27 protein-coding genes and 2 tRNA genes are annotated in these 26,950 nt (G+C 49.4%); 16 read left to right on the top strand and 13 right to left on the bottom strand.

Annotated features, from left to right (window positions below; translation table 11 throughout):
* Window positions 1-128 precede the first annotated feature (128 nt).
* The 5 genes from AC2CG4_RS03550 to AC2CG4_RS03570 all read left to right on the top strand — a co-directional run bounded on the left by AC2CG4_RS03550 (window position 129) and on the right by AC2CG4_RS03570 (window position 3,850).
* Window positions 129-1,352 carry an RtcB family protein gene (locus tag AC2CG4_RS03550; RefSeq protein ID WP_484484957.1) on the top strand — a complete coding sequence of 408 codons (1,224 nt, stop codon included), beginning with the start codon at window positions 129-131 and terminating at the stop codon, window positions 1,350-1,352.
* A gap of 162 nt (window positions 1,353-1,514) precedes the next feature.
* Window positions 1,515-1,586: transfer RNA gene (locus AC2CG4_RS03555), tRNA-OTHER, on the top strand.
* Window positions 1,586-1,655 (top strand) — tRNA-Asn (locus AC2CG4_RS03560). The genes AC2CG4_RS03555 and AC2CG4_RS03560 overlap by 1 nt, the downstream gene beginning before the upstream one ends.
* A gap of 279 nt (window positions 1,656-1,934) precedes the next feature.
* Window positions 1,935-3,098, top strand: a complete 1,164-nt coding sequence (locus AC2CG4_RS03565; RefSeq protein ID WP_484484958.1) for a slipin family protein — start codon at window positions 1,935-1,937, stop codon at window positions 3,096-3,098.
* A gap of 41 nt (window positions 3,099-3,139) precedes the next feature.
* Window positions 3,140-3,850, top strand: coding sequence for a hypothetical protein (locus AC2CG4_RS03570; protein WP_484484959.1), 711 nt, complete (start codon window positions 3,140-3,142; stop codon window positions 3,848-3,850).
* Here the strand turns inward: AC2CG4_RS03570 and AC2CG4_RS03575 are convergent.
* Complete coding sequence (locus tag AC2CG4_RS03575) at window positions 3,847-4,140, bottom strand: type II toxin-antitoxin system RelE/ParE family toxin (protein WP_484484960.1); 294 nt, start codon at window positions 4,138-4,140, stop codon at window positions 3,847-3,849. The genes AC2CG4_RS03570 and AC2CG4_RS03575 overlap by 4 nt on opposite strands.
* Entirely contained in the window at window positions 4,137-4,394 is a 258-nt protein-coding gene (locus AC2CG4_RS03580; protein WP_484484961.1) for a type II toxin-antitoxin system Phd/YefM family antitoxin, read from the bottom strand. Before AC2CG4_RS03580 ends, AC2CG4_RS03575 begins: the two co-directional genes overlap by 4 nt.
* Before the next feature lie 199 nt (window positions 4,395-4,593).
* Between AC2CG4_RS03580 and purE the strand changes: the two genes are divergently transcribed.
* The 5 genes from purE to AC2CG4_RS03605 all read left to right on the top strand — a co-directional run bounded on the left by purE (window position 4,594) and on the right by AC2CG4_RS03605 (window position 9,185).
* On the top strand, window positions 4,594-5,085 hold the full coding sequence (gene purE / locus AC2CG4_RS03585) for a 5-(carboxyamino)imidazole ribonucleotide mutase (protein WP_484484962.1): 492 nt from the start codon (window positions 4,594-4,596) through the stop codon (window positions 5,083-5,085).
* A gap of 67 nt (window positions 5,086-5,152) precedes the next feature.
* Entirely contained in the window at window positions 5,153-6,229 is a 1,077-nt protein-coding gene (gene purK, locus AC2CG4_RS03590) for a 5-(carboxyamino)imidazole ribonucleotide synthase (protein WP_484484963.1), read from the top strand.
* A gap of 140 nt (window positions 6,230-6,369) precedes the next feature.
* Window positions 6,370-7,053: a glutathione S-transferase N-terminal domain-containing protein gene (locus tag AC2CG4_RS03595; RefSeq protein ID WP_484484964.1), complete on the top strand. Its 684-nt coding sequence runs from the start codon at window positions 6,370-6,372 to the stop codon at window positions 7,051-7,053.
* Between the two features lie 48 nt (window positions 7,054-7,101).
* Complete coding sequence (locus tag AC2CG4_RS03600) at window positions 7,102-7,479, top strand: hypothetical protein (RefSeq protein ID WP_484484965.1); 378 nt, start codon at window positions 7,102-7,104, stop codon at window positions 7,477-7,479.
* Window positions 7,480-7,679: 200 nt separating this feature from the next.
* Window positions 7,680-9,185, top strand: a complete 1,506-nt coding sequence (locus tag AC2CG4_RS03605; protein WP_484484966.1) for a methyl-accepting chemotaxis protein — start codon at window positions 7,680-7,682, stop codon at window positions 9,183-9,185.
* Window positions 9,186-9,347: 162 nt separating this feature from the next.
* On the opposite strand, the gene AC2CG4_RS03610 is transcribed toward AC2CG4_RS03605, so the two are convergent.
* Window positions 9,348-11,078 carry a phosphate ABC transporter substrate-binding/OmpA family protein gene (locus tag AC2CG4_RS03610; protein ID WP_484484967.1) on the bottom strand — a complete coding sequence of 577 codons (1,731 nt, stop codon included), beginning with the start codon at window positions 11,076-11,078 and terminating at the stop codon, window positions 9,348-9,350.
* 143 nt (window positions 11,079-11,221) lie between these two features.
* On the opposite strand from AC2CG4_RS03610, the gene chrA reads away from it, so the two are divergent.
* Window positions 11,222-12,562 (top strand): chromate efflux transporter, encoded by a 1,341-nt coding sequence (gene chrA / locus AC2CG4_RS03615; RefSeq protein ID WP_484484968.1) that lies wholly within the window; start codon window positions 11,222-11,224, stop codon window positions 12,560-12,562.
* A gap of 63 nt (window positions 12,563-12,625) precedes the next feature.
* Here chrA and AC2CG4_RS03620 read toward each other — a convergent pair whose 3' ends face one another.
* The 9 genes from AC2CG4_RS03620 to fucP all read right to left on the bottom strand — a co-directional run bounded on the left by AC2CG4_RS03620 (window position 12,626) and on the right by fucP (window position 21,515).
* Window positions 12,626-13,936: a putative glycoside hydrolase gene (locus AC2CG4_RS03620; protein WP_484484969.1), complete on the bottom strand. Its 1,311-nt coding sequence runs from the start codon at window positions 13,934-13,936 to the stop codon at window positions 12,626-12,628.
* 42 nt (window positions 13,937-13,978) lie between these two features.
* Window positions 13,979-14,827 (bottom strand): fumarylacetoacetate hydrolase family protein, encoded by an 849-nt coding sequence (locus tag AC2CG4_RS03625; RefSeq protein WP_484484970.1) that lies wholly within the window; start codon window positions 14,825-14,827, stop codon window positions 13,979-13,981.
* A 19-nt stretch (window positions 14,828-14,846) separates the two neighbouring features.
* A complete protein-coding gene (locus AC2CG4_RS03630; protein WP_484484971.1) occupies window positions 14,847-15,575 on the bottom strand; it encodes an SDR family oxidoreductase in 729 nt (242 codons plus the stop codon).
* Window positions 15,576-15,585: 10 nt separating this feature from the next.
* Window positions 15,586-16,803, bottom strand: coding sequence for a UxaA family hydrolase (locus tag AC2CG4_RS03635; RefSeq protein ID WP_484484972.1), 1,218 nt, complete (start codon window positions 16,801-16,803; stop codon window positions 15,586-15,588).
* The gene (locus AC2CG4_RS03640) at window positions 16,800-17,147 is read right to left on the bottom strand and encodes a UxaA family hydrolase (protein WP_484484973.1); all 348 of its coding nucleotides are present in this window, start codon (window positions 17,145-17,147) and stop codon (window positions 16,800-16,802) included. Before AC2CG4_RS03640 ends, AC2CG4_RS03635 begins: the two co-directional genes overlap by 4 nt.
* A 27-nt stretch (window positions 17,148-17,174) precedes the next feature.
* Window positions 17,175-18,227: an aldo/keto reductase gene (locus AC2CG4_RS03645; RefSeq protein ID WP_484484974.1), complete on the bottom strand. Its 1,053-nt coding sequence runs from the start codon at window positions 18,225-18,227 to the stop codon at window positions 17,175-17,177.
* A gap of 224 nt (window positions 18,228-18,451) precedes the next feature.
* Complete coding sequence (locus tag AC2CG4_RS03650) at window positions 18,452-19,258, bottom strand: IclR family transcriptional regulator (RefSeq protein ID WP_484484975.1); 807 nt, start codon at window positions 19,256-19,258, stop codon at window positions 18,452-18,454.
* 143 nt (window positions 19,259-19,401) lie between these two features.
* The gene (locus tag AC2CG4_RS03655) at window positions 19,402-20,247 is read right to left on the bottom strand and encodes an amidohydrolase family protein (RefSeq protein ID WP_484484976.1); all 846 of its coding nucleotides are present in this window, start codon (window positions 20,245-20,247) and stop codon (window positions 19,402-19,404) included.
* Window positions 20,244-21,515 (bottom strand): L-fucose:H+ symporter permease, encoded by a 1,272-nt coding sequence (gene fucP, locus AC2CG4_RS03660; RefSeq protein WP_484484977.1) that lies wholly within the window; start codon window positions 21,513-21,515, stop codon window positions 20,244-20,246. The genes AC2CG4_RS03655 and fucP overlap by 4 nt, the downstream gene beginning before the upstream one ends.
* Before the next feature lie 181 nt (window positions 21,516-21,696).
* Here fucP and AC2CG4_RS03665 point away from each other — a divergent pair, with 181 nt between their 5' ends.
* The 5 genes from AC2CG4_RS03665 (at window position 21,697) to AC2CG4_RS03685 (ending at window position 25,766) form a co-directional block, all read left to right on the top strand.
* Window positions 21,697-22,839, top strand: a complete 1,143-nt coding sequence (locus AC2CG4_RS03665) for an L-lactate dehydrogenase (RefSeq protein ID WP_484484978.1) — start codon at window positions 21,697-21,699, stop codon at window positions 22,837-22,839.
* A gap of 76 nt (window positions 22,840-22,915) precedes the next feature.
* Complete coding sequence (locus tag AC2CG4_RS03670; protein ID WP_484484979.1) at window positions 22,916-23,158, top strand: CopG family ribbon-helix-helix protein; 243 nt, start codon at window positions 22,916-22,918, stop codon at window positions 23,156-23,158.
* Window positions 23,148-23,438 (top strand): type II toxin-antitoxin system RelE/ParE family toxin, encoded by a 291-nt coding sequence (locus AC2CG4_RS03675; protein WP_484484980.1) that lies wholly within the window; start codon window positions 23,148-23,150, stop codon window positions 23,436-23,438. Before AC2CG4_RS03670 ends, AC2CG4_RS03675 begins: the two co-directional genes overlap by 11 nt.
* Window positions 23,439-23,535: 97 nt before the next feature.
* The gene (locus AC2CG4_RS03680) at window positions 23,536-24,450 is read left to right on the top strand and encodes a LysR family transcriptional regulator (RefSeq protein WP_484484981.1); all 915 of its coding nucleotides are present in this window, start codon (window positions 23,536-23,538) and stop codon (window positions 24,448-24,450) included.
* 218 nt (window positions 24,451-24,668) lie between these two features.
* Window positions 24,669-25,766, top strand: coding sequence for an NADH:flavin oxidoreductase/NADH oxidase (locus AC2CG4_RS03685; RefSeq protein ID WP_484484982.1), 1,098 nt, complete (start codon window positions 24,669-24,671; stop codon window positions 25,764-25,766).
* 30 nt (window positions 25,767-25,796) lie between these two features.
* Here AC2CG4_RS03685 and AC2CG4_RS03690 read toward each other — a convergent pair whose 3' ends face one another.
* Window positions 25,797-26,717, bottom strand: coding sequence for a substrate-binding periplasmic protein (locus AC2CG4_RS03690; RefSeq protein WP_484484983.1), 921 nt, complete (start codon window positions 26,715-26,717; stop codon window positions 25,797-25,799).
* Window positions 26,718-26,950 lie beyond the last annotated feature (233 nt).

The following is a 26,950-nucleotide window of genomic DNA, read 5'->3' on the forward strand; positions in this document are numbered from 1 at the left end:
CCAATACAAATCAATGACTTATCAGAAATTACATTTTCTCAAGCTAAAGTTGGCACCATGCCTGCAATAACCGACATGTAAGCCAATAAGAAATGGCACCCAAGTAAAAACAACAGATAGGTACGGATATGAATAATTTTGAAGTCATGCACAACCAAGGTCAGGTACCGGTTAAATCATGGACGCGCGGAGTGAGCTTCGATGAAAACGCACGCCAGCAAGTAAACAACATGGCGAGCATGCCATTCATACACAAATGGATTGCGGTAATGCCCGATGTACACCTGGGTAAAGGTGCCACTATCGGCAGCGTAATTCCAACTATTGGCGCTATCATTCCGGCGGCAGTAGGTGTGGATTTAGGTTGTGGGATGATGGCCGCAAAAACCACTCTGAATGCAGCGCAATTGCCTGATTCACTGGCAGCACTGCGCAGCGAAATTGAGAAAAAAGTACCGCACGGAAGCAGCCCGAAATTGCGCGGAGTGCGCGACAAAGGCAGCTGGGCGAACGCACCGGAAGATGTCACTAATGCTTGGGCGCATTTGCACGATGGATTCACCACGCTATGCGAAAAACATCCGTTTTTAAAAAACACCAACAATATGAATCATTTGGGAACTCTGGGAACAGGCAACCATTTTATTGAAATTTGTTTAGACGAAACCAACGCCGTCTGGGTGATGCTGCACAGTGGGTCGCGCGGAGTTGGCAACCGTATAGGGACACACTTTATCGAACAAGCCAAAAAAGATATGGAGCGCTGGTTTATTCATTTGCCCGATAAGGATTTGGCTTACATACCCGAGGGCAGCGAAAAATTTAGCGACTATGTAAAAGCTGTGGCTTGGGCACAAGATTTCGCGCGCACTAATCGCGAAGTAATGATGGCGAGAACGCTGCAAGCGATGCGCAACATTTTGCAAGTGTCGTTTGAAGCCCATGTGGAAGCGGTGAATTGTCATCACAACTACATCAGTCGCGAACATCACTACGGAGAAGATGTGTGGGTAACACGTAAAGGTGCAGTCAGTGCGCGCAAAGGCGAAATGGGAATTATCCCAGGCAGCATGGGGGCCAAATCTTTTATTGTGCGCGGCCTTGGTAACGATGAAAGTTTTTGTAGCTGCAGCCACGGTGCTGGTCGTGTGATGTCGCGCACCGAAGCAAAACGCCGCGTATCAATGAGCGAGCACTTGCAGGCAACCACAGGGGTTGAGTGCCGCAAAGATGAAGATGTGATTGATGAAACACCTTCGGCATACAAACCCATCGAAAAAGTAATGGAAGCGCAAGCAGATTTAGTAGAAATCGTACACACACTGAAACAAGTATTGTGTGTGAAAGGTTAAAAAATATCGCAACAAGGATGAAGCGATAAATAAAAATTTGGTGTGTTGTTATAGATGGAAATATAACAACACTGTGTGATCACAGCGGTGCAGTGTTGTTTACTGGCTGACACAAACGCCTCTGGCTATTTGTGTATCGGGATCATGCAGACACCAGATAGTGCCTTGTAGCTCAGCGGTAGAGCAGCGGAATCTAATCCGCAGGTCATTGGTTCGACTCCAATCATGGCTCCAATGCTATAGCTCATTTGGTAGAGCATCTCACTGTTAATGAGACGGTTGCCGGTTCAATTCCGGCTAGCAAACTGGTCTTTCAACCAGCTAAAAATGAAACACCGCAGACCTCCGCGATAAGTTGTTACTAAAAAATGGATTTAGGTTTTGGCAAAGGATTTCACAAGTAATGATTTATTAAACATGGCAATGCCATAACAGATACTTGGTTAAAGCGCGTTAATGCAAACGGCAGCGGATGTTGAAATCATTCAATGGATAGACGAGTGCAAAAATGCCCTCTAACAAAAACCGGTTATGCCTGCGCCGTGTGGAGGCTCTGCTTCAACAAAACAAGGAAACAGGAAAATGAAATTCAAGAAAAAATACTTACTTAACGATACTCAAATAGGTTTGCTGTATAAAGACCAGCAATTCCAAAAGGTACTGAACACTGGCACCCATGAATATTGGGATTGGCAAAATCGCCTGACATTACAGTCAGTCAATATCGCCACCACCTTGAATGAGGGTGTTAGTAAAGATATTTTATATCTCGCTGAAATTCATGCAGCTGCGTTTACAGATCACCTGCAGCTGTGGGAAACCGGTGAGCACGAAATTGGATTGATCTATCAACAAGGTATTCTCCGTGACATTAAAGCACCCGGCCAACGCGGCGCTTACTGGAAGCAAAAACAAGCGATCGCTATTGAAAAGCTGGATATTAGCGAGCACTTTTCACTTTCGGAAAAACTGTTGCGGGTTCTGTCCGGCGCGCGCGAACATCTACTGAGCCGTGCAGCTGCAACCGCTATAGCATTAAGCAACGTAGCAGAAGGCCATATTGGTTTTTTGATGGTAGATGGAAATACTATTAGCGCCCTGCAACCCGGTTTGCACATGTGGTGGAAGTTCAACCGTGTGATTGAGGTTAAACAATTTGATTTGCGTTTACAAAATATGGAAGTCAATGGACAAGAAATTTTGACCAAAGACCGCGTCAGCTTGCGCATTAACCTATCGGCCATGTGGCAAATCACAGACGCCGCCACCGTTAAACGCGAATTGGCAGATGCAAAGGATTACTTGTATCGTGAATTGCAATTGGCTTTGCGCACCATCGTTAGTACCCAAACACTGGATGAATTATTAGCCGACAAAAATTCACTCAACCAACAAGTGCTGGCGATAGTGGCAGAAAAGGCGGCGACTTATGGAATCACACTGAAATCAGTCGGTGCGCGGGATATTATCTTGCCCGGGGAGATGAAAGCTATTTTGACTCAGGTAGTCGAGGCGCAAAAACTAGCTGAAGCCAATCTGATCAAACGGCAAGAAGAAACCCAGGCAACCCGCTCACTGCACAACACTGCCAAAGTCATGGAAGGCAACCCTGTACTTCTGCGCTTGAAAGAACTGGAAGTGCTGGAAAAAATCACCGGTAAAATTAACACGCTAAACGTCTATGGCGGTTTGGATGGTGTGATGAATGATTTAGTGAGAATTACTGATAGAACTGCGAAAGCTTAATTCTGTGGCCAGCTTGCTGGCCACATAGCCGAGAAAAGATTATGAAAATACCCACCAAGTGCTGGAATTGCGCAGACAGTGAAATAGTTAAACCTCGGTCTTTTAACTCCTCATGCCACGCTTATTACTATCCAACAATCAAATGGTCAGTCGCGGACCATCTAATTTCGACTGATATTACCCATAAGCACTGGAGCAGCGGAAGAAAGAAAAAACCTGATCAAGGAAATATGCGAGTCGTTAAAGTCTCATTCCCTTTCGATCAAAAAGTTGGTGATCATTTTTGGGCTTTTTATATTGATGAAGACTTCTATGAGGATGAACAAAACACCGAAGAAAGAATAAGCAACTCAGCTTTTCTACTTTGTCACATTCTGAAATCACTTAAATCAGATGATCATTGCTCATGGATACTTTTAGACGTGGTAGAAAAAATAGATCTCGATGATGTACCACTAAAGGTTCCTCAAAGAAAGTTAGAAGATAGTTTTTTTCGCAATTTTTCATTTTATGAATGCTACGAATATGAAGAATATAACAAATGGATTTACTATCATGCTGGCGGAAGCCAAGGTGACTTACATGAATGGGCCCTTATAAAAAAGGAAGATACAACATATAACATCGTTGCATTCGGAAGGTACTCATTTCATGAAAACTGGTCTTTTCTTTGTAACGTCCCCATGACTTCCACCGAATACGAGAACTTCAAAACGGTAAACGCTACAAATAAATCCAATCATCAATTTTAAAAAAATCGCACCACATCAACACTCGTATGCAACACCCGCACAATCGCGATGCCCTCTTTTTGCAGCACGTAAAACAGTAAATGGCTTTGATAGGGAAAGCTGCGCAGCCCTTGGGATAACTCGTCGCGCTCAGCTCCAAGCAGAGGGTTATCGGCGAGAATCTGCGCAAGCGCTTCCAGATCATCTATATAGTTATGAGACTGTGCAGCGCCCCAGCGTTGGAAAGTGAAATCGATAATGGCTTCCAAGTCCTTTTCAGCTTGCTCCGTGAAATAAAAAGTCCCCATCATTTCACTCGCTGGCGCAGACGTTCAAGTACATCGCTACCGCTAGCAATACGACCAGCTTCTAAATCAGCAATGCCCTGCTGGATCTGTGCTTTAAGTTGCTCGGTTTTATAAGCGGAAAGCTGCTCGTATTCGGTATATGAAAGCATCACAGCGACTGGCTTGCCATTTTTGTTAATACCTACAGGTGTGCTTTGGACTTTTAAGAGAAGATCACCAAATTCGCGTTTGGCATCACTAGCGGTTAGGGTTTTCATTACAGATCCTCACATTGGTCACCTTGATTAATTTAATCATTTTGATCACTTTATCCAGTTGTTCGTCTATCAGTCAAGGCTGGGCAAAGAATGCATTCGGCATCCCCCCAGCATCGTGCTAATATGCGCGCCTTTTTTCCGATTCCGGCTCATTTTTTGAGCTTACATTTATTGAGTTTTATGCATTCGGGCAAGTGTTATGGCAAGAAAAGTTGCGGTGATTATGGGCTCCAAGAGCGATTGGGCCACTATGCAGGCGGCAGTAGAGATACTGGAGCAGATGGGTGTTGAGTACCATACTGAAGTGGTGTCTGCCCACCGCACTCCGCAGAAGCTCACTGAGTTTGCGGAAACGGCGGTGGATAACGGCTATGCCGTGATTATCGCTGGTGCTGGCGGCGCGGCGCATCTGCCCGGCATGGTGGCAGCACATACCCGCTTGCCAGTGCTGGGGGTTCCTGTACAAAGCAAAGCCTTGAGCGGCGTAGACAGCCTCTATTCTATTGTGCAGATGCCCAAAGGTGTCGCGGTTGGAACTCTGGCGATAGGTGTGGCCGGTGCGTTTAATGCCGGTTTGCTTGCCTGCCAAATTCTGGCGGTGACTGATCCGACGTTGGCCGCCAAAATCGACCAATTCCGCCACGACCAGACGCAGGCGGTTCTGGATAATCCGGACCCTAGAGATCAATAGCAAGAGATCAATAAGTCATATTTGATAGTTTCCCTTGGTAGTCAGTAAGCGCTTTTTGAGGTTAGGCATGAGTCAACGAATTTGGGTATTAGGTGCAGGTCAATTGGGTGCGATGCTCAAGCATGCCGGTATGCCATTGGCGCTGGATGTGTGCCCGGTAGATATCAATGAAGCAACCGCCCCTGCACTCGCGCCAGATGACTTGGTCACCGCCGAGCGCGAGCAGTGGCCAGAAACCCTGGTGACACACGCCCTTGCCCAACACCCGCGCTTTATTAATCAGGCGATTTTTGGCCGCTTGGCCGACCGCAAAACCCAAAAAGAACTCATCGATTCACTCGGCATCGCCACCGCCCCTTGGCGCAATGTCGCCAACGATATCACCGCCAACGAATTGCGCGATCAACTGAGCGAACACGTTTTACTCAAGCGCCGCACCGGTGGTTACGATGGCCGCGGCCAACATTGGCTGCGCACCGATGAAGACGAAGTACCTGATGATTGGCAAGGCGAAGCCATCGCCGAACAGGCAATCAACTTTGATGAAGAAGTGTCTCTGGTTGGCGTGCGCAACTCGCAAGGCGAATGCGTGTTTTATCCACTCACCTTGAACCTGCATTTAAGTGGCATTCTGTACGCTTCAGTCGCGCCGCTGGAGCGCCTGCAACCGCTGCAAACGCAAGCTGAAGAGATGCTCGGCAAAATTTTAAATGCGCTGGATTATGTCGGCGTCATGGCGATGGAAACCTTCCGCGTCGGCGATCAATTGCTGATTAACGAGCTGGCACCGCGGGTACACAACTCTGGCCACTGGACGCAAGCGGGCGCAAGCATCAGCCAGTTTGAATATCACCTGCGCGCGGTAGCAGGAATGGCGACGCCAGCAGCACAGGTGATCGGCCAGAATGTGATGATCAATCTCATCGGCACCGACTACAATCCCGCTTGGCGTGACCTGCCCTGTGCCCGCACCTATTGGTACGGCAAAGAAGTGCGCGCTGGCCGCAAGGTGGGGCACATTAATATCGTCAGCACCAATATCACCGAGATCCGCGAAACACTGGTGTTGCTCGGCGATTTATTGCCCGAGCATCACTACCGCGAAGCGATCGACTGGAGCTTAAACGCACTCGCCGCGCTCTGATTAACAAAACCAGCGCGATAAACAAAGCCAGCTTCGCGCTGGCTTTTTGTTAGGTTTGGTTAATTCTTGCATCTTCCCCACACGCAACTGTGATAGCGTTTACTCCCCGCGCGACTAAATCACCACAAGGAGTTCACCCAATGCTTACTCTGCATATCGCCAACAAAAATTATTCGTCCTGGTCGCTGCGCCCCTGGGTGTTAATGCGCACATTGAACATTCCTTTTAGCGAACAAATTCATCCGTTAGATGCCGGCAGTAGCTGGGACACTTACCGCACTTTTTCCCCCAATGGCAGAGTGCCCTGTTTGCAAGATGGCGAGCACACTGTATGGGATTCACTCGCGATTACTGAATATTTGGCCGAGACCTATCCTGAAGTGTGGCCCGCTGACAAAACTGCTCGCGCTTGGGCGCGCTCTGCCAGCGCCGAAATGCATTCAGGTTTTCAAGCCTTACGCAATAATTGCGGCATGAGCTGCGGCCATCGCATTCAAATGCGTGAAATTTCCCCTGCACTGCAAAAAGATATAGCCCGCATCGATGAACTCTGGAGTGAAGGCCTACGTAAATTTGGGGGAGCATTTTTAGCGGGCAATGCCTTTACCGCTGTCGATGCGTTTTTTGCGCCGGTTGCATTTCGCTTTCAAACTTATGGTTTACCATTAAGTGGAACTGCAACAGAATATTTAACACGCCTATTAACTATTCCCGCCATGCAAGAATGGTATGCCAGTGGTTTGGCAGAAACCTGGCGTGAACCGGAACACGAGCAAGAAATTCTCGCTGCCGGAACGCTACTTGCCGACTTACGCCATTCGTAAATACGGCATTCACCAACACAGCATCATAAACACAGAGAGTTACATTAATTGCCAGACATCGACCTGAAAATAACCCATTGCGACACTTACTTGCATGTAGAAGTGCGCGGTATGGGCACCTATGAAAATGCTGAATTTATGTGGCAGAGCGTGGTAAACGCCTGCGAGCAATACCAATGCTATAAAGTGCTTGGCGAGCAATACTTGTTTGATTCGGTCTCCACACTGGAAGCATTTGATCACCCTGCGCTTTTCAAAAAAGTCGGCATCACCCAAAAGCATCGCTTTGCCTGGGTAGATAAAAATCCACGCACTCGTGAAACCACACAATTTGTACGCAATGTACTCGCCAGCCGCTCGATTGGCTACGGCAGATTGTTTACCGATATTGATTCCGCCAAAACATGGCTGCTCAGTAAAAATTAACTTCACCCGCATCTAAGGTTGAGTAGTTCTACCCAACCGCCGCTTTTTGACAAATATCACTCCGCTTACTAATGTTCATAGCATTCCCCCGAACACTCACCATCAGGTATTCGGGCTCTATTTCATCAGTAAATTTGGTAGCCCCACCACAGCCTTGATTATCCAACATGGCCATGGCACAAGCAGTCAAGGAGTACACTATGTTTAGCAATATGAAAGTTGCCCTACGCCTCGCGATCCTCGCAGGTACCTTGGTTATCCTTATGGTGATTATTGGGGTTTTGGGTATACAGGGAATGCGTGATGCCAACCATGGCATGCGCACCGTATATGTCGATCGGGTCGAGCCCATGCGCGACCTCAAAGAAGTGATCGATAATTTTGCATTAATTTTGGTGGATGTGCCGCAAAAAGTTGTGAAGGGAATCATCTCTCTGGAAGAGGCACTGCAAATTACCCAAACAACTCTACCCGCTACCGATGCACTCTGGGAAAACTATCTCACTACCTATCTAATTGACGATGAAAAAAAACTCGTCAAATCTGCCACTCCCTTAATTCATCAAACACATCAACAACTACAGGATTTACAAGGCTGGTACAGCAGCAAAAATATGGATGCCATCAACAACTTCACCCAAACCGGCATTTACCCTATTTTTGACCCGCTCAATGAAGTCTTTACCGCACTCAATAAACTACAAGTTAATGTTGCTAAAGAAGAATACGACCTCTCCACCCAGCGTTATGAAAACACTATGATGCTCAATAGCATTATTATTTTGGCCAGCATCCTGATTGCCTTGGGCTTAAGTTTTTTAATTACCCGCAGCCTGCTCAAACAATTAGGCGGAGAACCCAACTACACCGCCAATGTTATTTACCGCATAGCTCAAGGCGACTTATCGGTAGAAGTAGATACCAAACCCCAAGACCAAAGCAGTATTTTGTTTGCGATTCGCCAAATGGTCAGCAAACTCTCAGAAATTATTGGGGATGTTCGCTCCACTGCTGATTCACTTTCATCCGCCTCGGAAGAGCTCAGTGCAACAGCACAATCGCTCAGTCAAGCCGCAACGCAACAAGCGGCAAGCATTGAAGAAACCAGCGCATCCATGGAAGAAATCACCGCTTCTATTGGTCAGAACAATGACAACGCAAAAGTCACCGACAGCATCGCCAGCAAAAGCGCAGCAGAGGCGCATCAAGGTGGCGATGCTGTTAAAAATACGGTTGATGCCATGCGCAAAATTGCACAAAAAATCAGTGTGATTGATGACATTGCCTACCAAACTAATTTGCTCGCATTAAATGCGGCCATTGAAGCGGGGCGCGCGGGCGAACACGGCCGGGGGTTTGCTGTGGTGGCCAGTGAAGTGCGCAAACTAGCCGGGCGCAGCCAGACAGCAGCAAAAGAAATTGGCGAACTGGCGGGTGGTTCGGTAAAACTTGCTGAGAGTGCGGGCCAATTACTGGATGAAATTGTTCCAGCGATTCGCAAAACGGCAGATTTGGTGCAAGAAATATCTGCCGCTAGTGATGAACAAACCATGGGTGCCAACCAAATCACTATCGCCATTTCACAAATCAGTGTTGCCACCCAACAAAACTCATCATCCGCCGAAGAGCTTTATTCTACCGCCGAAGAACTCACCAGCCAGGCAATGCAGTTGCAACAAATGATGGAGTTTTTCAAACTAAAATAAAGTTGCCTGATTAGGAAAAATGCCGGTAGTTGTTTTTTTATTCGATTCTCCATGAACATCATCCCCGCGTGCGGGGATCCATAGGTTTTAAGATCAAACACTCCCGCAAGCGGGAGTGACAATGAGTTTAGCTGAGGCGCTTTGAGGGAGGATTTATTTTTACTATAAAATCCACACCTCAACCCGGCGATTCATCCTCCTCCCACCTTCCGATTTACTACTCGCCAGTGGTGCCACCTCCCCTAAACCGCGAGCTACTAGCGGATAGATACCGCGTGCAATTAACTGCTGCTCCACCACCTGGGCGCGGCGCAGTGAGAGAGCCAGATTTTCTGCTTTATCGCCTTCACTATCGGAAAAACCAAATAATTGAACGCGCTTGGGTGAATTAATTTCTACATACTTCACCAGGCGATCAAGATCAGAAATACCTTTGGTGTCCAATTCATCGCTGCCATCTTTAAAACGAAAATTAATCGACAACCGCTGTGAGCGCATGGTGAGGCTGCGCATTTCTTCCGGGTAAAAATTATTGCTGAATGGTTGGCCGGTTTTAATATTTTGCGATACCAGACCTATATCCTCAACGATACTCTGGCCGCGCTCGGTTGCACTGAAACGTACAAAATCTTCCGCATCGTTATTGATATTTTTCTGCGGCAAGTAAAAATACAAACGGCGCGCGAGCGGATAATCTTCCGTGCTCACAGTAAAATGCGTCGGCAATATAGCTTTGGAGCTTTTGGTCGCAGAAATTGCCATCAATTTCGCACGACGTACGTAGGGCAAACCAATAAAACCAATGCCACCCTCATCTTTCGCAACCGAGTCCGATAACACTGTACTGGATTCAATCCGCTTTGCGGTTAACGCAAGGCTCGCAGAAGCGGGCTCCAGCACCATGCTTTTAAATGAATCCCAAGTACCGGAATTTTCATCTCGCGCATAGAGATTGATCGGTAAATCCTTACCACCCAAAGCGGACCAATTGGTTATCTCGCCAGAAAATATTTTAACCAACTGGGGAATTGAAAGTTTAGTAAGCGGGTTTTTATTGTTGGTAATAATCGCCAAACCATCCAGCCCAATAATATGCTCGCTACCTGCTTCTGTTAGATCGCCACTTTTAGCCAACAACAATTCCCTTTCTTGTTCTTTTATCCGGCGCGATGACATACCCAACTCGGCATTGCCTTGCAACAAATCGGTAAACGCCGTACTCGATCCGTGCGCATGAATTTCAATAAATTCTATGCGCCCATTTAGCTGAGCGGTTATCGCCTTTTCAGTTGCGCCTTGCCCTTGTTCAGTTTTGATGTCCGTTGCACCACGGGCCATCAAATAAGATTCCACTAACCGCGGCGTTAACTTTTCGCCAACAGTATTGGAACCGTGAACGCGAAACAGCGGCTTGTCTGCGCGTACCACCGGGCTACCGGGCACGTACTTAGGCACAGCCACAGGTTTCACCGCCGAGGTGACACGAGTGTCAGTAATGGCTTGCAATACAAACACTTCACCTGCATCCAATGGCAAAAAGGAGCGTAATAAATAGCCACTCAACATTAACAATAATGAGCAAGCTGCTGCAGCAATAAAATTCAATTTAATACTGTGCCGCACCTTTTTGCGCGGCTTAAACTCATCCCCGGTGTGGGTTGCGGTGACTATCGCATCTTCCATATGGCGCACATCCCACACCAACTGGGTCAGCTCATCGTTATTAGCCAACAAGGCCTTTTCTAATAACTCGGTACGATACTCTTCATCCTTTAACACCATATTTAACGGAATGTGCATTTTCAAATGGGTTTCGCACAAACGTTTCAAATTCCATAACTTATCAACCAAGGCCACGTTGTAATGCATGTGTTTATGGGATTTTGGGGACATAAAAATTCTCGCCAGATAAAGAAGGCCTGCACTATATGACGGGATTATTACAGCGGGATTACACCTCATTACACCTATAATTAAGCAACACCATTCTTGTTATGATGCGCCACTAGAACATACCAAACTAACAAGGCACCTACGTGAATACATCTCCCGCTCCGATAACACTCTGGCAAGCATTAAAGTTTTGGTTAAAGCTGGGGTTTATCAGCTTTGGCGGCCCCGCCGGGCAAATCGCCATCATGCATCAGGAATTGGTCGAACAGCGCCGCTGGATTTCTGAACAGCGCTTTTTACACGCACTCAATTACTGCATGCTCCTGCCTGGGCCAGAGGCACAGCAACTCGCTACCTATATCGGCTGGTTAATGCACCGCACCTGGGGTGGGATTATTGCGGGGGTTTTATTTGTTTTGCCGTCACTCTTTATTCTTATTTTTCTTTCCTGGCTCTATGTCGCCTATGGCCACTTCACCCTGATTGCCGGAATTTTTTATGGTATTAAACCGGCGGTGGCTGCAATTGTAGTGCAAGCGGCGCAGCGTATTGGTTCGCGCAGTTTAAAAAATAATTGGCTATGGGGAATCGCCGTTGCCGCCTTTGTCGCGATTTTTGCGTTGCACTTACCCTTCCCATTAATTGTATTGAGTGCTGGAATTATCGGCTGGCTGGGTGGAAAATTTGCGCCGCAATTATTTAATGCAAGTGCCAAACATCAAGCCAAACAAGTGCATTACGGCGCAGCGATTATCGACGATGCAAGCCCCACTCCCGCGCACGCAATATTTCGCTGGTCGCGTTTGATAATGGTCATCTGCGGCGGATTAATGCTCTGGGCTTTGCCCATGTTATTGCTCAACTCGCTCTTTGGCTGGCAACACGGCTTTACCCAAATGGCATTATTTTTTACCACGGCCGCACTGCTCACTTTTGGCGGCGCCTACGCGGTTTTGCCCTATGTGTATCAAGGTGCTGTGACCCACTACCAATGGCTCAGCCCTGCGCAAATGATGGATGGTTTAGCGCTGGGCGAAACCACCCCCGGCCCCTTAATTATGGTGGTCGCCTTTGTCGGCTTTATCGGTGCTTACACACAGGAGTTTCTCGGCGGCGAATCGCTATTTTTAGCGGGCGCAATCGCCGCCACACTGGTGACCTGGTTTACTTTTTTACCCTCGTTTATTTTTATTTTAGCGGGCGGCCCCTTGGTCGAATCCACCAAAAGCAATCTGCATTTTACTGCACCACTCACTGCCATTACCGCTGCCGTGGTGGGTGTGATAATTAATCTTGCGCTATTTTTTGCGTATCACACCCTCTGGCCAGAAGGAGTCAATAGTGGATGGATTCAATCGCTCGATAAAATCGCACTGGCAATTGGAATAATCGCCAGTGGATTATTGTTTTATAAAAAGATGAGTATTATCCGAGTGCTGGGCGTTTGTGCACTCTTGGGTATAACTGCAAAACTATTTGTATAAAAGAGTGGAGGTTAACGCCCCTCTTTGAACAAGAGGGGCTGGGAGAGATTAAAAAACAATTCACTATTTAAGCAGCTGTTGTAAATAGGGCTCTAAGGCCTCTGCCCACAACTCATAACCCTTTTCATTTGGATGTAATAGATCCGGCATTATCTCTTTGGTTAATACACCGTCTTCAGTCAAAAAAACAGAGTTGATATCGGCAAAAAATATTTTTTTGCTGTCGGCAAAGCCTTTGATAATTGCATTGACACCATTATTAATTTGACGCAACTCACCCTCTGGCTTTTCATCGCGCGGGAAAACGGCTAACAACAGCACTTTTGCATCGGGCAATCGCTGCTGGAATTCATTGAGCAGATTTTTAATACCGGCAGCGGTAGTCGCCGGGTTTTCCTGACGGTGCCCGGTATTGTTGGTGCCAATCATCAGCACTATCAGCTTGGGCGACATGCTTTCAACTGCCCCGTGCTGCAAACGCCACAGCACGTTTTCTGTGCGGTCGCCGCCGAAGCCGATGGCAAAGGCATTGCGTTTTGCGTAATTTTTCTCCCATACAGGAGCGCCTTCTTTCTCCCAACCCTGGGTGATGGAGTCGCCAATAAACAGCAAATCAATTTTTCCTCCTTTGGCTTTAATGGCTTTTGCATCGGCCAGTTTTTGCTCGTGACGCGGCAACCACCAATCAATTGACCACCATTCATTTAACATGCTGGGTGTAACTGAAACGGTTTTGTAATCAGGACATTCAACCAAGGTCACACTTTTTGGAGTATGAATCAGCAACTGCACGTTGGCGACAGCCACTTCACCAGCGCCACCCACTTCCAATGCAAAAGGCATGGTCGTCGCCGAAAAATTATCTTGCTCTTGTTTAAAACAACTGAGCGGCACATAAATTTTTTGCCAACCTTTGCCAACCAAATCCCGCGCTGCCATGGTAAACGGCACTATGCGATCGCAGCCCTGTTTTTGGCACTCCATTTTGAAAGATACACCGCCTTTGGCCAGCTCGTTAATTCTTAAATCGACTGCCAGCACACCAGTTTTCATATGCGCGGTTAAATCCAAGGGGTCGCCGGATTCCAATGTCATTCCCGCACGCCAGGTATCTTTCCAGCTAAATACCAATGCATCTTGCTCTGCATCTTTTTTACCAAGCTGTGCCTTAACATCGCCTTTTGGCAACACAACTGAGTCGCCACTGAGCATTTTTTGTTGCTCGTAATTTTCAATAAAAATATTCCATGAGGGCAATGGCTGTGTTTGATAAAGCGAGATATTGGAATTCAGTTCAGCCTGCGCAGAATAATTTGCTGAAAAAATAGCAGCGGCGATAAAACCTATAACTGCAAATTGATTACGTTTTTTCATTGAGTTGCTCTCGTGTAAGCCTGATTTTATTGTTGGGGTTAATTATTTTGCGTTTACCACAACCTGCTTTTGCACCCCCATTCCCTCAATACCCAACTCCATCACATCACCTTCATTTAAATACACAGGTGGTTTTTGCCCAAGGCCGACACCTGGTGGTGTGCCGGTGCTGATTACATCGCCCGGCTGCAAACTCATAAATTGCGAGAGGTAATGCACTAAAAAAGCGGGACCAAATACCATCTTATCGGTAGAGCCATTTTGAAATGTTTTGCCATTTACTTTTAGCCACAAATTTAATTTGAGTGGATCGGGCACTTCATCTTTAGTAACTAAGTAAGGACCAATGGGGCCGAAGCTGTCGCAACCTTTGCCTTTATCCCACTGCCCGCCCGGACGCTCCAATTGAAAGTTGCGCTCGGATACATCGTTAATCACGCAATAACCGGCAATGTGATCCATAGCATCCGCTTCCGATACATAACTCGCGTGTTTGCCAATCACAATACCCAACTCAACTTCCCAATCCAGCTTGGTGGAATTGCGCGGTTTAATTACATTGTCATTCGGGCCGGTAATCGCACTGGTTGCTTTCATAAACACCACTGGCTCAGCTGGCACAGCAACACCTGACTCTGCCGCGTGATCGGCATAATTTAAACCGATACAAATAAATTTACCCACGCCATTAACACAAGCGCCGAAACGCACAGGCTCATCAACAATAGGGAGGGAGTCGATATCCAGGCTGGCAATTTTTTTCAACGATTCTTCACTCAGTGTTTTACCGTTAATATCGGAAACCACAGAGCCCAATTCACGTACTTTACCCTTGCTATCCAAAATTCCCGGGCGCTCATGACCCGCAATTCCGTAACGAAGTAATTTCATATTAAAGTCTCCAAAAAAATTAATTACTCCAGCCGCCATCAATCACATTGATAGTGCCGGTGGTAAATGCCGATGCATCGCTCGCCAAATAAAGTGCAAGCTCTGCCATTTCACGTGCAGTACCCAAACGCCCCATAGGTTGGCGCGCGACAAAATTTTTATAGGCAGTTTCATAATCGCCCGTTGCATACAAACGCTGTTCAAGTGACGGGGTTTGGACTGTGCCCGGGCAGATTGCATTGCAGCGTACACCTTGAGTGACGAAATCGGCCGCAACTGCTTTGGTTAATCCGATCACTGCCGCTTTTGTCATGCCATAAGCAAACCGATTGGGTGCACCTTTGATTGAACTGGCCACCGAGGACATATTGATAATCGAACCGCCACCCCGTGCGATCATGCCCGGTAAAAATGTGCGGGTCATGCGATACATAGAGCTCACGTTTAAATCGATGGAAAAATTCCAATCCTGTTCATCGCAATCCAAAATCGTTCCGCTGTGCACATAACCGGCGCAGTTAAATAAAATATCTATACCACCAATTTTTTCGCACAGGGATTGAATCTCAGCTTGTTTAAGTACATCCAGAGCATAGACTTCGCAATTCGATAATTCGCTCAGCGCCGCTACATTAATATCAGTAGCAATTACCCGCGCACCTTCTGCGGCAAATAATTCTGCGCTGGCGCGACCGATACCTTGAGCGGCAGCGGTAATTAATGCGGTTTTACCTTCCAGACGTTTCATCGTTTTTGTCTCACTGGATTTGCCTCACCGGCAAACAGCTTGGATCAATCGGTTCAAATGCCTTGTAGGTCAAAATAAATTCCTGATGCCCAAGCTCTTCCGACACACTGCGTTTTCCCGCTGCGACATCAATTACGTTTTGTAAAATTTCTTCACCTACCTGATCCAGTGTTGCCTCGCCTTCCAATATGCGCCCTGCGTTCACATCCATATCCCCTGCCAAGCGGCGATAGGTCTCGGGATTGGCGCAAATTTTTATCACTGGGGAAATCGCCGAGCCCACCACCGAACCGCGTCCGGTGGTAAATAAAATGACGTGAGAACCGCAGGCAATTAATTCAATAATTTCGGCATTGTCGGAAATATTGGGAAAACCAAAACGCGGTTCGCCATCGGGTACTACATCCAACAAATACAAACCACCCGCAGGAGGAATATCGCCCGGTTTAATTAATCCGCTAATCGGCGAAGAACCAGATTTGGAATAGGCGCCCATGGATTTTTCTTCGAGTGTAGTTAACCCACCATCGGCATTGCCCGGTGCAAAACTGCCAAAACCCATGACGCGATAATAGTGTTCCGCTTTGGCCACGCAGGCTTCAATTTCTGCGCCCAACTCGGGCGTAACAGCGCGACCTGCCATAATGGTTTCGCAGCCGATTAGCTCGCCGGTCTCTTCAAAAATACAAATTGCATCGGCGGCAACCAAGGCATCAAAACAGCGACCAACGGCCGGATTGGCGCTAATGCCACTGGTGCCGTCGGAGCCGCCACAAATTGTCCCCACAATTAATTCATTTAGCTGCATGGGCACTCGCGCCACTGTTGCAGCTTCACTTTGCAAACGCTTTACTGCAGCTATGCCTAATTCAATTGTGCTTTTAGTGCCGCCCTCCTCCTGAATTACCAACAATTCGGCGGGGCGATTACTGGCGCGAATCTCGCTGACCAATTTTTCGCGATTCATACTTTCGCAACCGAGCGATACCAACAGCGCACCGCCGACATTGGGATGGGTACATACGGCACGCATCATCTCGTAGGCGTATTGATTGGGATAACAGCCGGGGAAGCCAATTAAATGCACATCCATATCATTGACATGATTCACAATTTTGCGCGTAACGTGATGGGCGCATTCCACTAAATAAGCCACCACAATCATGTTGCGGATACCTTTGCGCCCGTCGGCACGCTGCCAACCGGAAAAACTGACTGCCTGACTCATGCGTCACTCCTATCTTTATGTTGGCGGCTGCGGGTGTGACTGGGAATGTAATCACTTTTCATATTGTGCATATGCACATGCTCACCTTTGGCAACGGCCTGAGTCATAGAGCCGATAGGCGCGCCGTAGCGATAAACCTTATCGCCCGGCCGTAAATTGATACGCGCAATTTTGTGACCGACAGCTATGTCAATTTCACTCAACAATGTTTCGCCATCGATCGTGATTTCATCGCCCGGATGAAACTGTTTTACGCACACCAAAATATTGTCGTCCGGGTGCAGCAGTATCACGGGGGCTATCACAGTTTTTTGCGGTGCATTGGAATCAGTGGATTGCGTCATGCGGCACCCTATTAGAAAAAAGAAAGATCACGCAGGGGTAGTGGCAGCGGGGTGCAACAATTCGCTTTCACGCAGCCGCTGCCAAAACTCATCGGGAATTGGAGTGTTCATCCAGGAAACAGCTTGTTGCACTTGCGCATCACTGGCAAAGCCGGCTAATACAGAACAAATTTGGGCATGGGCCGCCGGAAATTGCAGCGCGGCGGCAGCGAGCGGAACCGCAAACTCTTCGCACACAGATTCAAGCCGGGCGACCTGATCAATAATCGCCTGCGGCGCCGGTTCGTAGTTATAGTGCAATGGAACCTTGCCGCTGGCGATATCGGCGCTTTTTACACCGGTCGCCAAAATGCCGGAATTAAATGGCCCACCCAAAATCACTGAGGCGCCGCGCCGCGCACAGAGCGGCAAAAACGTTTCACAAGCGCCTTGCTCCAATAGGGTGTAACGCCCCGCAAGGAGGAAACCGTCAAAATCACCGTGTTTTAATGCCGCCTCGCAGATTTGCCATTCGTTGGTGCCCAAACCAATCGCCGTCACCCGGCCTGCGGCTTTTAACTCGCTCATGGCGCGATAGCCGCCATCCATAAATTCGCGAAAACGCGCGGGGTGATCCGCACCGTGGGTTAAAGGCCCTAAATCGTGGGCCAGCAATAGATCGATATGCTCGCACTGCAAACGCTGCAAGCTACTTTCAAAACTGCGCATCACTCCGTCATAGCTGTAATCAAACTGTGGTTCCAGGGGTGGGGCGTCCACAAAGCCATGGCGCACTGTTGCTCTGGAGCTGGTCGGTACCAATAGGCGCCCAACTTTGGTAGAGACAATCACCGATTCAGCGGCAGCAATATTGCCAAGTGCTGCACCCAATCGGGTTTCACTTAGACCAAAACCGTAATGGGGCGCTGTATCAAAGTAGCGAATGCCAGCCAACAGAGCTGCTCTCACTGCGCGGCCAGCCTGAACACCGGTCATAGGTTGATATAGATTGCCAATGGGTGCAGCGCCAAAACCCAGTAGGGATAAGCTCAGCGAACTGCGCCCAAACTGGCGCCGGGGAATAGCGATTGAACTGCCCACAGAACCTCTTTTTTTATAATTAGCTTTTTGGTTTGTCTTTTCATTTTTAAAATAGCGATTGCCAATAAAAATCATTTTATCTGAAGAAAACATAAAATGACATATAGTTATTTGGACTTTTTGTCTTGCGGTATGTCAACCCCCAACCGTGTCATACCAACTTTCACGCCAAAAAAAGCCGACTGGACTAGTCGGCTTTTAGTGTTCAAAAACGGGTGAACGTCTTAATCGATCAACCCTTGGGAGATTTTATCCGCTGCCTGCAGCAAACGCTCCAGCACTCGCTCCTGAGTAATCGCTTGGGATTTGATATGGATAAACGGAATAATCATCACCGCAGCGGCGCCATGCACACCGATAATCGGCACACAAAAATCGGTAACGCCATCGACAAAATCACTCGCCAGCTGGATATAACCCTGATCAACCCCTTTGCGCGCCTTGACCAGAAAACGCTCAATACGCTCCAAATCGACTGTTGCCGATAACAGCGGCAACCAGCCAGCCTGCACATCCGGTGTGGCAAAACCGTAGAGCAGAGCGCCGGAATTGGTGTCGATCAGGCGGCGGCGATAACCCACTCGCACAGAAAAACCGAGATCCATTGGGCTCTCAAGGCGCGCAACCACCACTATTTGGTCCCCCGATGGCACCACTAAATGACAGGATTGCCCTAACTCGCGCGTCAGTTCTTTCATTACCGGCAGGGCCACTTCGAGCAGGGTTTTCGCCGTACCCTGGGATATGCCCAAGGTGAAAAGTTTATTGGTGAGCATATAGCCGTCACGCCCATCGGGCATTTGGGTGATAAACCCGCGATATTCGAGTGCCAGCACCATGCGGAATAGCTCACTGACCGAGCGCCCAAGTGCAACTGCCATTTGCGAAGTCGTCATTGGCGACGAGTTGCGCGCCAGCAATTCAAGGATATCCAACCCTTTTTCCAGTGCCGGAGCGCGGTATTTACGCTCTGCGTCGTCTGCCATGTCAGCCAATTCATTGTCGATTTGTTTATTCATAGTAGTTGTCATAGTCTTTTTCTCATTATTCGTTATCACTGCGAACCCCCATTAGCTACTCATTCCGAAAAGCACCAAAAATTGGCGCAAGAATGTCTGTGCTGTAGAGGTGTACCCGAATTCTACCCACAGAGTTTGGCGCCAAGCGTTCCACTTTACGTAATTCGGTAAAAACGCAAACTTGTACCTATGAAAACATTTTCAAAATCGCTTGTTTTGCATCCAGTAAGTGCATGATCTACAAGGCCAAACCAGTTTTTATAGCTGGATAAGTATTTATTTGGCGCCAAATGAATGACGGGCCAATCGCTGCCCCACATTAATCGTTCACTGCCGAATACCGCCAACAGGTGTTGGAGATAAGGCAATAATTCGGCGCCTCCCTGATCTTTTCCCGCCTCCGTAGCCAAGCCCGATAGTTTGCAATGCACATTCGGGCACTGAGCAATCTGCGTCATAGCACTACGCCAGTCATCCGCCGGACGATCATTGACGCTAACCTCTGGCTTGGCGGCGTGATCGATCACTATGGCCAATTCCGGGTGACGTTTGGCAAACACCTCCAGGTGCACTAAATGGCGGGTATAAACCAAGGCATCCAAACTCAGCTGGTGCTGCTTCATCGCCGCAAGCGCTGGCTCCAATTCCCGGCGCAGAATCCAGTCATCTTCTGGCAGCCCTTGCAACATGGGGCGCAAACCACGCATCTTGGGGTGTTGCGCCAACTGGGCGATACGCGCTGGCGCGGTGGGCGAGGCCAAATCCACCCAGCCCACTACCGCCTTGATGAAATCCGATTGCTGCGCAAGCGTTAATAAATAGTCCGTATCCGCATCGCTAGGCTGCGATTGCACCAGCACCGAGCCGGTGACTCCAAGGCTCTGCGCCAGTGGCAGCAAGTCCTCCAGCCCAAAATCGCGGTAGATCGCGGCGAGCTCGGGCGTTGGCCAAGTGCAATCATGCTGGCCGAGCTGCCAACAATGCTGATGTGCATCAATCACTTGAGTGCCACCTCGGCCTTATCGCAGCGCCGGGCATAGAGTGCGATCACCACAAAACACACCAGCGGCACCGCGACTGCCACGTGAATCGAGGCCATATCCGATATAAACCCCATCACCGCCGTCAGTACTGCACCGCCAATAATCGCCATAATCACTAGCGATGAACCCACTTTGGCCAAAGCGCCGAGGTTTTTAATACTTAGGGCAAAAATCGTGGGAAACGTCAGCGACATAAAAAAGCTGGTGGCCGCCAGTGCAAGCAAACCGGAATGGCTGGGAACAAGAATGGCATAGGCACACAGAGCGATATTTGCCAGCGCATAAACCCCCATTAACCAAGCGGCGCGGAAGCGCCCCATGAGTGCAGTGGCGACAAAGCGCCCTACCATAAACACTACAAGTGAACCCATCAGATAACTGGCGAGGGTTTTCTCTCCCGTTCCCGGCACCACCTCTTGCCCGTAACGAATCAAAAAACTCCAGATACAGACCTGCGCGCCCACATAAAAAAACTGGGCAGCCACGCCAAACATAAACTCGCCCTTGCACAGCAGGGTTTGGTAATCCGCCCAACTGCCCAGACCATCGGCGGCGACCTCATCTTTATCGATGCGGGGAAACTTTACGATAAACACCAGCAGCGCCCAGAGCAGCACCAGACAACCAATCGCCAGATAAGGCGCCTGCACCGCTTGGGATTCAAACTGGTAAAACTGCTCCAGCTGTACCGCACTCATCGCCGCCAGCTCTTCCACCGTTGGCTCATGGCCGGAGAGGATAAATTCGCGCCCAATCACAATCCCCGCAATGCAGCCAAACGGGTTAAACGACTGGGCAAAATTCAAGCGCCGTTCGGCGGTGGCCGGGTCACCCATAGCAACAATCAGTGGATTGGCCGAGGTCTCTAGAAACGCCAAGCCACTGGCGATCACAAACAGTGCGCCGAGAAAGAGCGCATATTCGCGCTGCGCGGCTGCGGGATAAAACAGAAAGGCGCCAGTGGCATAAAGCAGCAAGCCAAATACCACAGCGGCTTTATAGCCAAACCGTTTCATCCAGAGCGCTGCGGGAATGGAGAAGACAAAATAGCCGGTATAGAACGCGGATTGCACCAGCCCGGCTTTAAAGTCGGACAAGGTAAATACCTTTTTAAACTGGGTGATAAGAATATCGTTGAGGTTATTGGCCATGCCCCACAAAAAGAACAGGCTGATAATCAGGATCAGCGGCAGCAGCAAGCTGGCCGACTTAGGTTTGTTATCCATTAAAGCTCCACATTGTCATTATTAGGATGGAGATTGCCCGTTATCGATCAGGCTTAGACTGACTCTAGCAACACACCTTCGACACACCACGCGGATTGCATATAAAAAATAGTTTACACATAAAAGATGCTAACATAGAGTCGATAAAACTATAACACTTTTTAACACTAGGTTAATCGCCATGATCCTCGCCAATATTGACGACTATCGCACCCTCGCGCGCAAGCGCCTGCCCCGTTTTTTATTTGAATACATCGACGGCGGCGCCTTTAGCGAAACTACCCTGCGCAATAACCAGCTCGACCTGCAGCAGATCACATTGCGCCAACGGGTGCTACGCGATGTCTCCAGCATCTCCACTGCGACAACACTATTCGGCCAAACATTTAAGCTGCCGCTGGGTTTAGCGCCGGTTGGCATCGCCGGGTTAAACGCGCGGCGCGGTGAAGTGCAAGCGGCGCAGGCGGCGGAAGAAGCGGGCATCCCCTTCTGTTTATCGACCGTATCGGCTTGCTCGATTGATGAAGTGCGCGCCGGGGTCAACCAGCCCCTCTGGTTTCAGCTCTATATGATTCGCGACCGCGGTTTTTTGCGCGAAATGCTCGCTCGCGCCAAGGCCGCAGGCACCAACACCTTGTTATTTACCGTGGACATGCCAGTACCCGCCACCCGCTACCGCGATATGCGCTCGGGTTTATCCGGCGGCAGCCTGCTGCAGCGCAAGCTCACCCGCGTCGCACAGGTACTCACCAAACCTCATTGGGCATGGGATGTCGGGCTGCTGGGTCGCCCGCACTCGCTGGGCAATATCGCGCCCATCCTCGGCGAAAGAGCCGGTATCGACGAATTTTGGAGCTGGTTAGGGGCAAACTTTGATCCCACCGTCACTTGGGCCGATATCGACCGCATTCGCGCCGAATGGGACGGCCACTTTGTCATTAAAGGTATTTTGGATGCCGACGACGCCAAACAGGCGGCCAGCATCGGCTGCGATGGATTGATCGTCTCCAATCACGGTGGCCGCCAATTGGACGGCGCGCTTTCATCGATCAAAGCCCTGCCCCGCATTGCCGATGCGGTGGGCGATGACCTGAGCCTGATTCTGGATTCCGGTGTGCGCTCGGGTTTAGATGCAGTGCGCGCACTGGCGCTAGGTGCCAAGATGGTGATGATCGGCCGCCCCTGGGTTTATGCGCTGGCAGCGCGACAAAAACGCGGCGTGAGTGAGATTCTCGACATCTTCGCCAAAGAGATGCGTGTGGCCATGGCACTGTCGGGCTGTACCAAGGTTGCCGACATTAACGCTAGCATGCTGGAAAAATAGGCTGTGCTATAATGTGTACACCTGATCACAGTGCATTCACAATCACACAGTCCATTGCCAGTCGTGAGTAAACAATATGTCCACCACTATGACGATCCGTCTTGAGCCAGAACTCAAACGCCGCCTTGACCAGCTAGCCGAAGCGACCAACAGATCCAAATCTTTTCTGGCCGCTGAAGCATTACGCGATTTCGTGGAGTTAAATGAGTGGCAAATCAGCGAGATACAAGACGCGCTCACGGAAGCCGATGCAGGGGATTTTGCCTCTGAGGAAGCGGTCAGGGAAACGATGAGCAAGTGGGGCGTTGATGCAAATTAAGTGGCTGAATACAGCGCTGCAAAATCTCAATGACGAAGCTGAATATATTGCGCAAGACGATCCCCAAGCCGCTCGACTGGTGGTGCAGCGTATAGTCACGGCGGTGAATTTGTTAGCCGACAACCCCGCCCTGGGGCATGCAGGGCGAATCCATGGAACCCGCGAACTGGTGATTCCCGACACGCGCTACATAGTTCCCTATCGCGTCAAACCGCAACTGCAAACCATAGAAATATTGCGCGTGTTCCACGCCTCTCGCCGCTTGCCCAAACGCTGGTAAAAAGCATGAAAGCGCCCTTCATTTACAATGACCGGATTTTTATTCTGGCCAGAAAGTGGTACATACTGGCAATCCCTATTCGCCGAGCTTGAACCTAATGCGCGATATCAAAAACATCGACTTGAATCTATTAAAAGCGCTGGATGCCCTGCTCGATGAGCGCAGTGTCACGCGCGCAGCAGAGCGACTATCGCTAACGCAACCGGCGATGAGTGGAATGCTCACCCGATTGCGCGACAGTTTTAACGACCCACTGTTTGTGCGCTCGCAACGCGGTGTTGTTCCCACCGAACGCGCACTGGAATTGGCGGCGCCGGTTAAGAAAGTATTGGCGGAAATAGCCGTACTACTCACCCCCGCCGAGTTTGATCCACTCACCGCAAAAATGACCCTGTCGATCGCCGCAACCGATTATGCGTTGCAAGCGGTAGCCGTTCCTTTTGTACTGGAGTTGAAACAGCGCGCGCCGAATATTCGCGTAGCGTTACTGCCGATTGAAAACGAAAATTTGCATTCGCAATTGGAGCGTGGCGACCTGCAATTGGTGCTGTTAAGTCCAGCGAATAGCCCGCCTGATTTACATGCGCGCCGCTTGTTCGACGAAGAATATGTGTGCGTCATGCGCGACGGACATCCCGCCGCAAAAACACCTTTATCGCTCGATGAATTTTGCCGCCTCGAACACGCCCTTTTCTCTTACAACGGCGGATGCTTTAGTGGCGCCACCGACGAAGCCTTGGCGAAAATCGGCCGCGAACGGCAGGTGATGCTATCGGTAAAATCTTTTTTGGTGATGACCAATATCGTCCGTGCCAGCGACCTGATTTCTGTCGTGCCCAAACGTTTGGTTGAACACCTCGATGGGCTGGCAATGCAACCAACCCCGCTGCCGGTGGAAGGTTTCGCGCTGGTCGCCGCATGGCATGAACGCACCCATAAAGATCCAGCGCTGCGCTGGGTTCGCGATCTGTTATTTGAGTTATTTATTTCCAACTCGCTCGACCTAAACTAGCCAGGCAAACCCTAGTTAACATTTGACAAGCTCACCCGGATTAACTCACCTCACTAAGTCCCCATATCTCATCACCTAAAACAGCCAGATATAAGTTTTGATGATGGCAATCATAAGGAAATAGAAATTTTTATATACCTAAAGAGCGGTTACTCTGCGCTCCACCTGTTTGATTCTACAAACACTTGCAGTAAATCCCGTTTTCTTTGGAGACAAAAATGTCCGCACTCTTTACCCCCTTTAAACTGAAAGATATCGAATTGCGCAACCGCATCGCTGTGCCACCTATGTGCCAGTACAGCGCCATCGACGGTTTAACAAACGATTGGCATCTCGCCCACTACACCAGCCTCGCGCGCGGCGGTGCGGGATTAGTCATAGTGGAAGCCACCGCCGTATCGCCCGAGGGCCGCATATCACCCGGCTGCTTGGGGCTATGGAGCGACGAGCAGGCGGAAGGCCTCGCCCAAGTCGCCCGTGCGATTAAAAAAGCGGGCGCTGTTCCCGGCATCCAGATCGCCCACGCCGGGCGCAAAGCCAGCGCCAATCGCCCTTGGGAAGGCGATGACCATATCGCCGAAAACGATCCGCGCGGCTGGGAGACAATTTCACCCTCGCCTATCGCCTTTGGTGGCGGCCTGCCTAAGACTCCACGGGAAATGAGCATTGCCGATATCAAACGCGTCTGCGCTGATTTTGCCGCGGCCGCCGAGCGCGCCCGCGCAGCGGGATTTGAATGGTTGGAATTGCACTTCGCCCACGGTTATTTAGCGCAAAGTTTTTTCTCGGTACACGCTAATCAACGCACCGACGAATACGGTGGCAGCTTTGAAAACCGCAGCCGCTTTTTACTGGAGACATTCGCAGCGGTGCGCGCAGTTTGGCCGCAGAATTTGCCGCTGACAGCGCGTTTCGGAGTGATCGAGTTTGATGGGCGCGATGAAGAAACCCTCACCGAGTCAATCGAGCTGACCCGACAATTACGCAAAAATGGTTTGGATATGTTGAGTGTGAGCATTGGCTTTTCTACACCCAATGCCAATGTCCCTTGGGCGCCTGCATTTCTTGCACCTATCGCCGAGCAAGTGCGCAACGCTGCGGATTTGCCAGTGTCATCGGCCTGGGGTTTCAGCACTCCAGCTTTAGCGGAACAGGCAATCGCCAATAAACAGTTGGATGTAGTAATGATTGGTCGCCCACACCTCGCCAACCCGCATTGGCCATATCAAGCGGCGCGCGACTTGGGCATTGAACAACCGACATGGGTTTTACCAGCCCCTTATGCGCATTGGCTTGAGCGCTACCGCACTGAATAGGTCCAGCACGGCAGCGATTGAAGCGGCAAGCTACTCTCCTACTGTTTCAACCGCTGCCACCCCAGCCACAGGTGCGGTTTTACCCAAGGTTTTGATATCCAACCAGAGCTCAGGGCGATCCAAGGGTGTCTCTTTGGGCAGGGTTGGGTTGTTTAGATGAAACTCCAGACGCTGACTTAAATTGGCCTTTTCCAAGACATCCTTCACCATGGGATCATTAAGAAAGACCTGATCAAAACTGCCGTCGGCAATGGCGCGGTTTAACCCCAACTCCAAGTCTGCCGCCAGCTTGGTATTTTTCTTACTGGTAAACAAATAAAACGGCATGCGGTACACCAGCATAATGTGCTTTTCCACCGCCAGCGGTAAGCTCGCGTTGTTGACCAGCTCCTGCCAGGGCTCTTGTACTCCGCGCGGAAAAGCATCAAACCGGCCGCCATCTACCATGTAAAACAGGTTCTGGTATTTGTTGGTACGAATCACTTTCAAACCGTTACTCGCCAAAATATCTGAGTCAGCCCAAGTAGTACCCTGCCCAAAGGTAAACTGTTTTAAATCCTCAAAGGTTTTTACCCGGTCAAACTTGGCTTGCGAGGCAGGGTTAATAATAAAAATCCGATGTCCGAGCATGCCTTTATACAAAGGGATACGTACCGGCAGCAGCCTGTCTTCCATTTCCTGATTGGTCGCGGCCCAAAGCAAGTCTGACTTGCCATTCGCGACATCTTCAATATTGCGCGCTTGGCTCACTTCAGCCTTATCGGCCTCAATTTTGTAGTCGGCACCAATTTTACTGAATGCCAATTTCACCATCTGCATGGCATAACGGCCATTGCCATCGGTTGCCTCATTGACGCGCAGCAGGGTTTGCGCTGAGATAAACGGCGAGTTCCCAAGGGATAACGCCAAGACGGCAGCAAGCAAAGCCCTGCCGAAAAAAGAGTTGTTCATAAATGACCTATTTAACCGTGTTTGCCGTGGACTAGAGCTGCCCCCGCAAGTGGATGCGCTCCGTTTTTTTATATGTTGTGCCTATAGAGTGTAGCACTAGGAAAAATACGCCACGGCAATCATGAAAGGTGAATGAACACCGCAAAGATAACCCGCCGATTTTGAGCCTCTAACGCAGAAGAGTGATCGAAATAGAGAAAAAAGCATTTCAAGTTATAAACAAGCGGCCATAA

This window comes from Cellvibrio sp. ATLC23 (assembly GCF_057196725.1).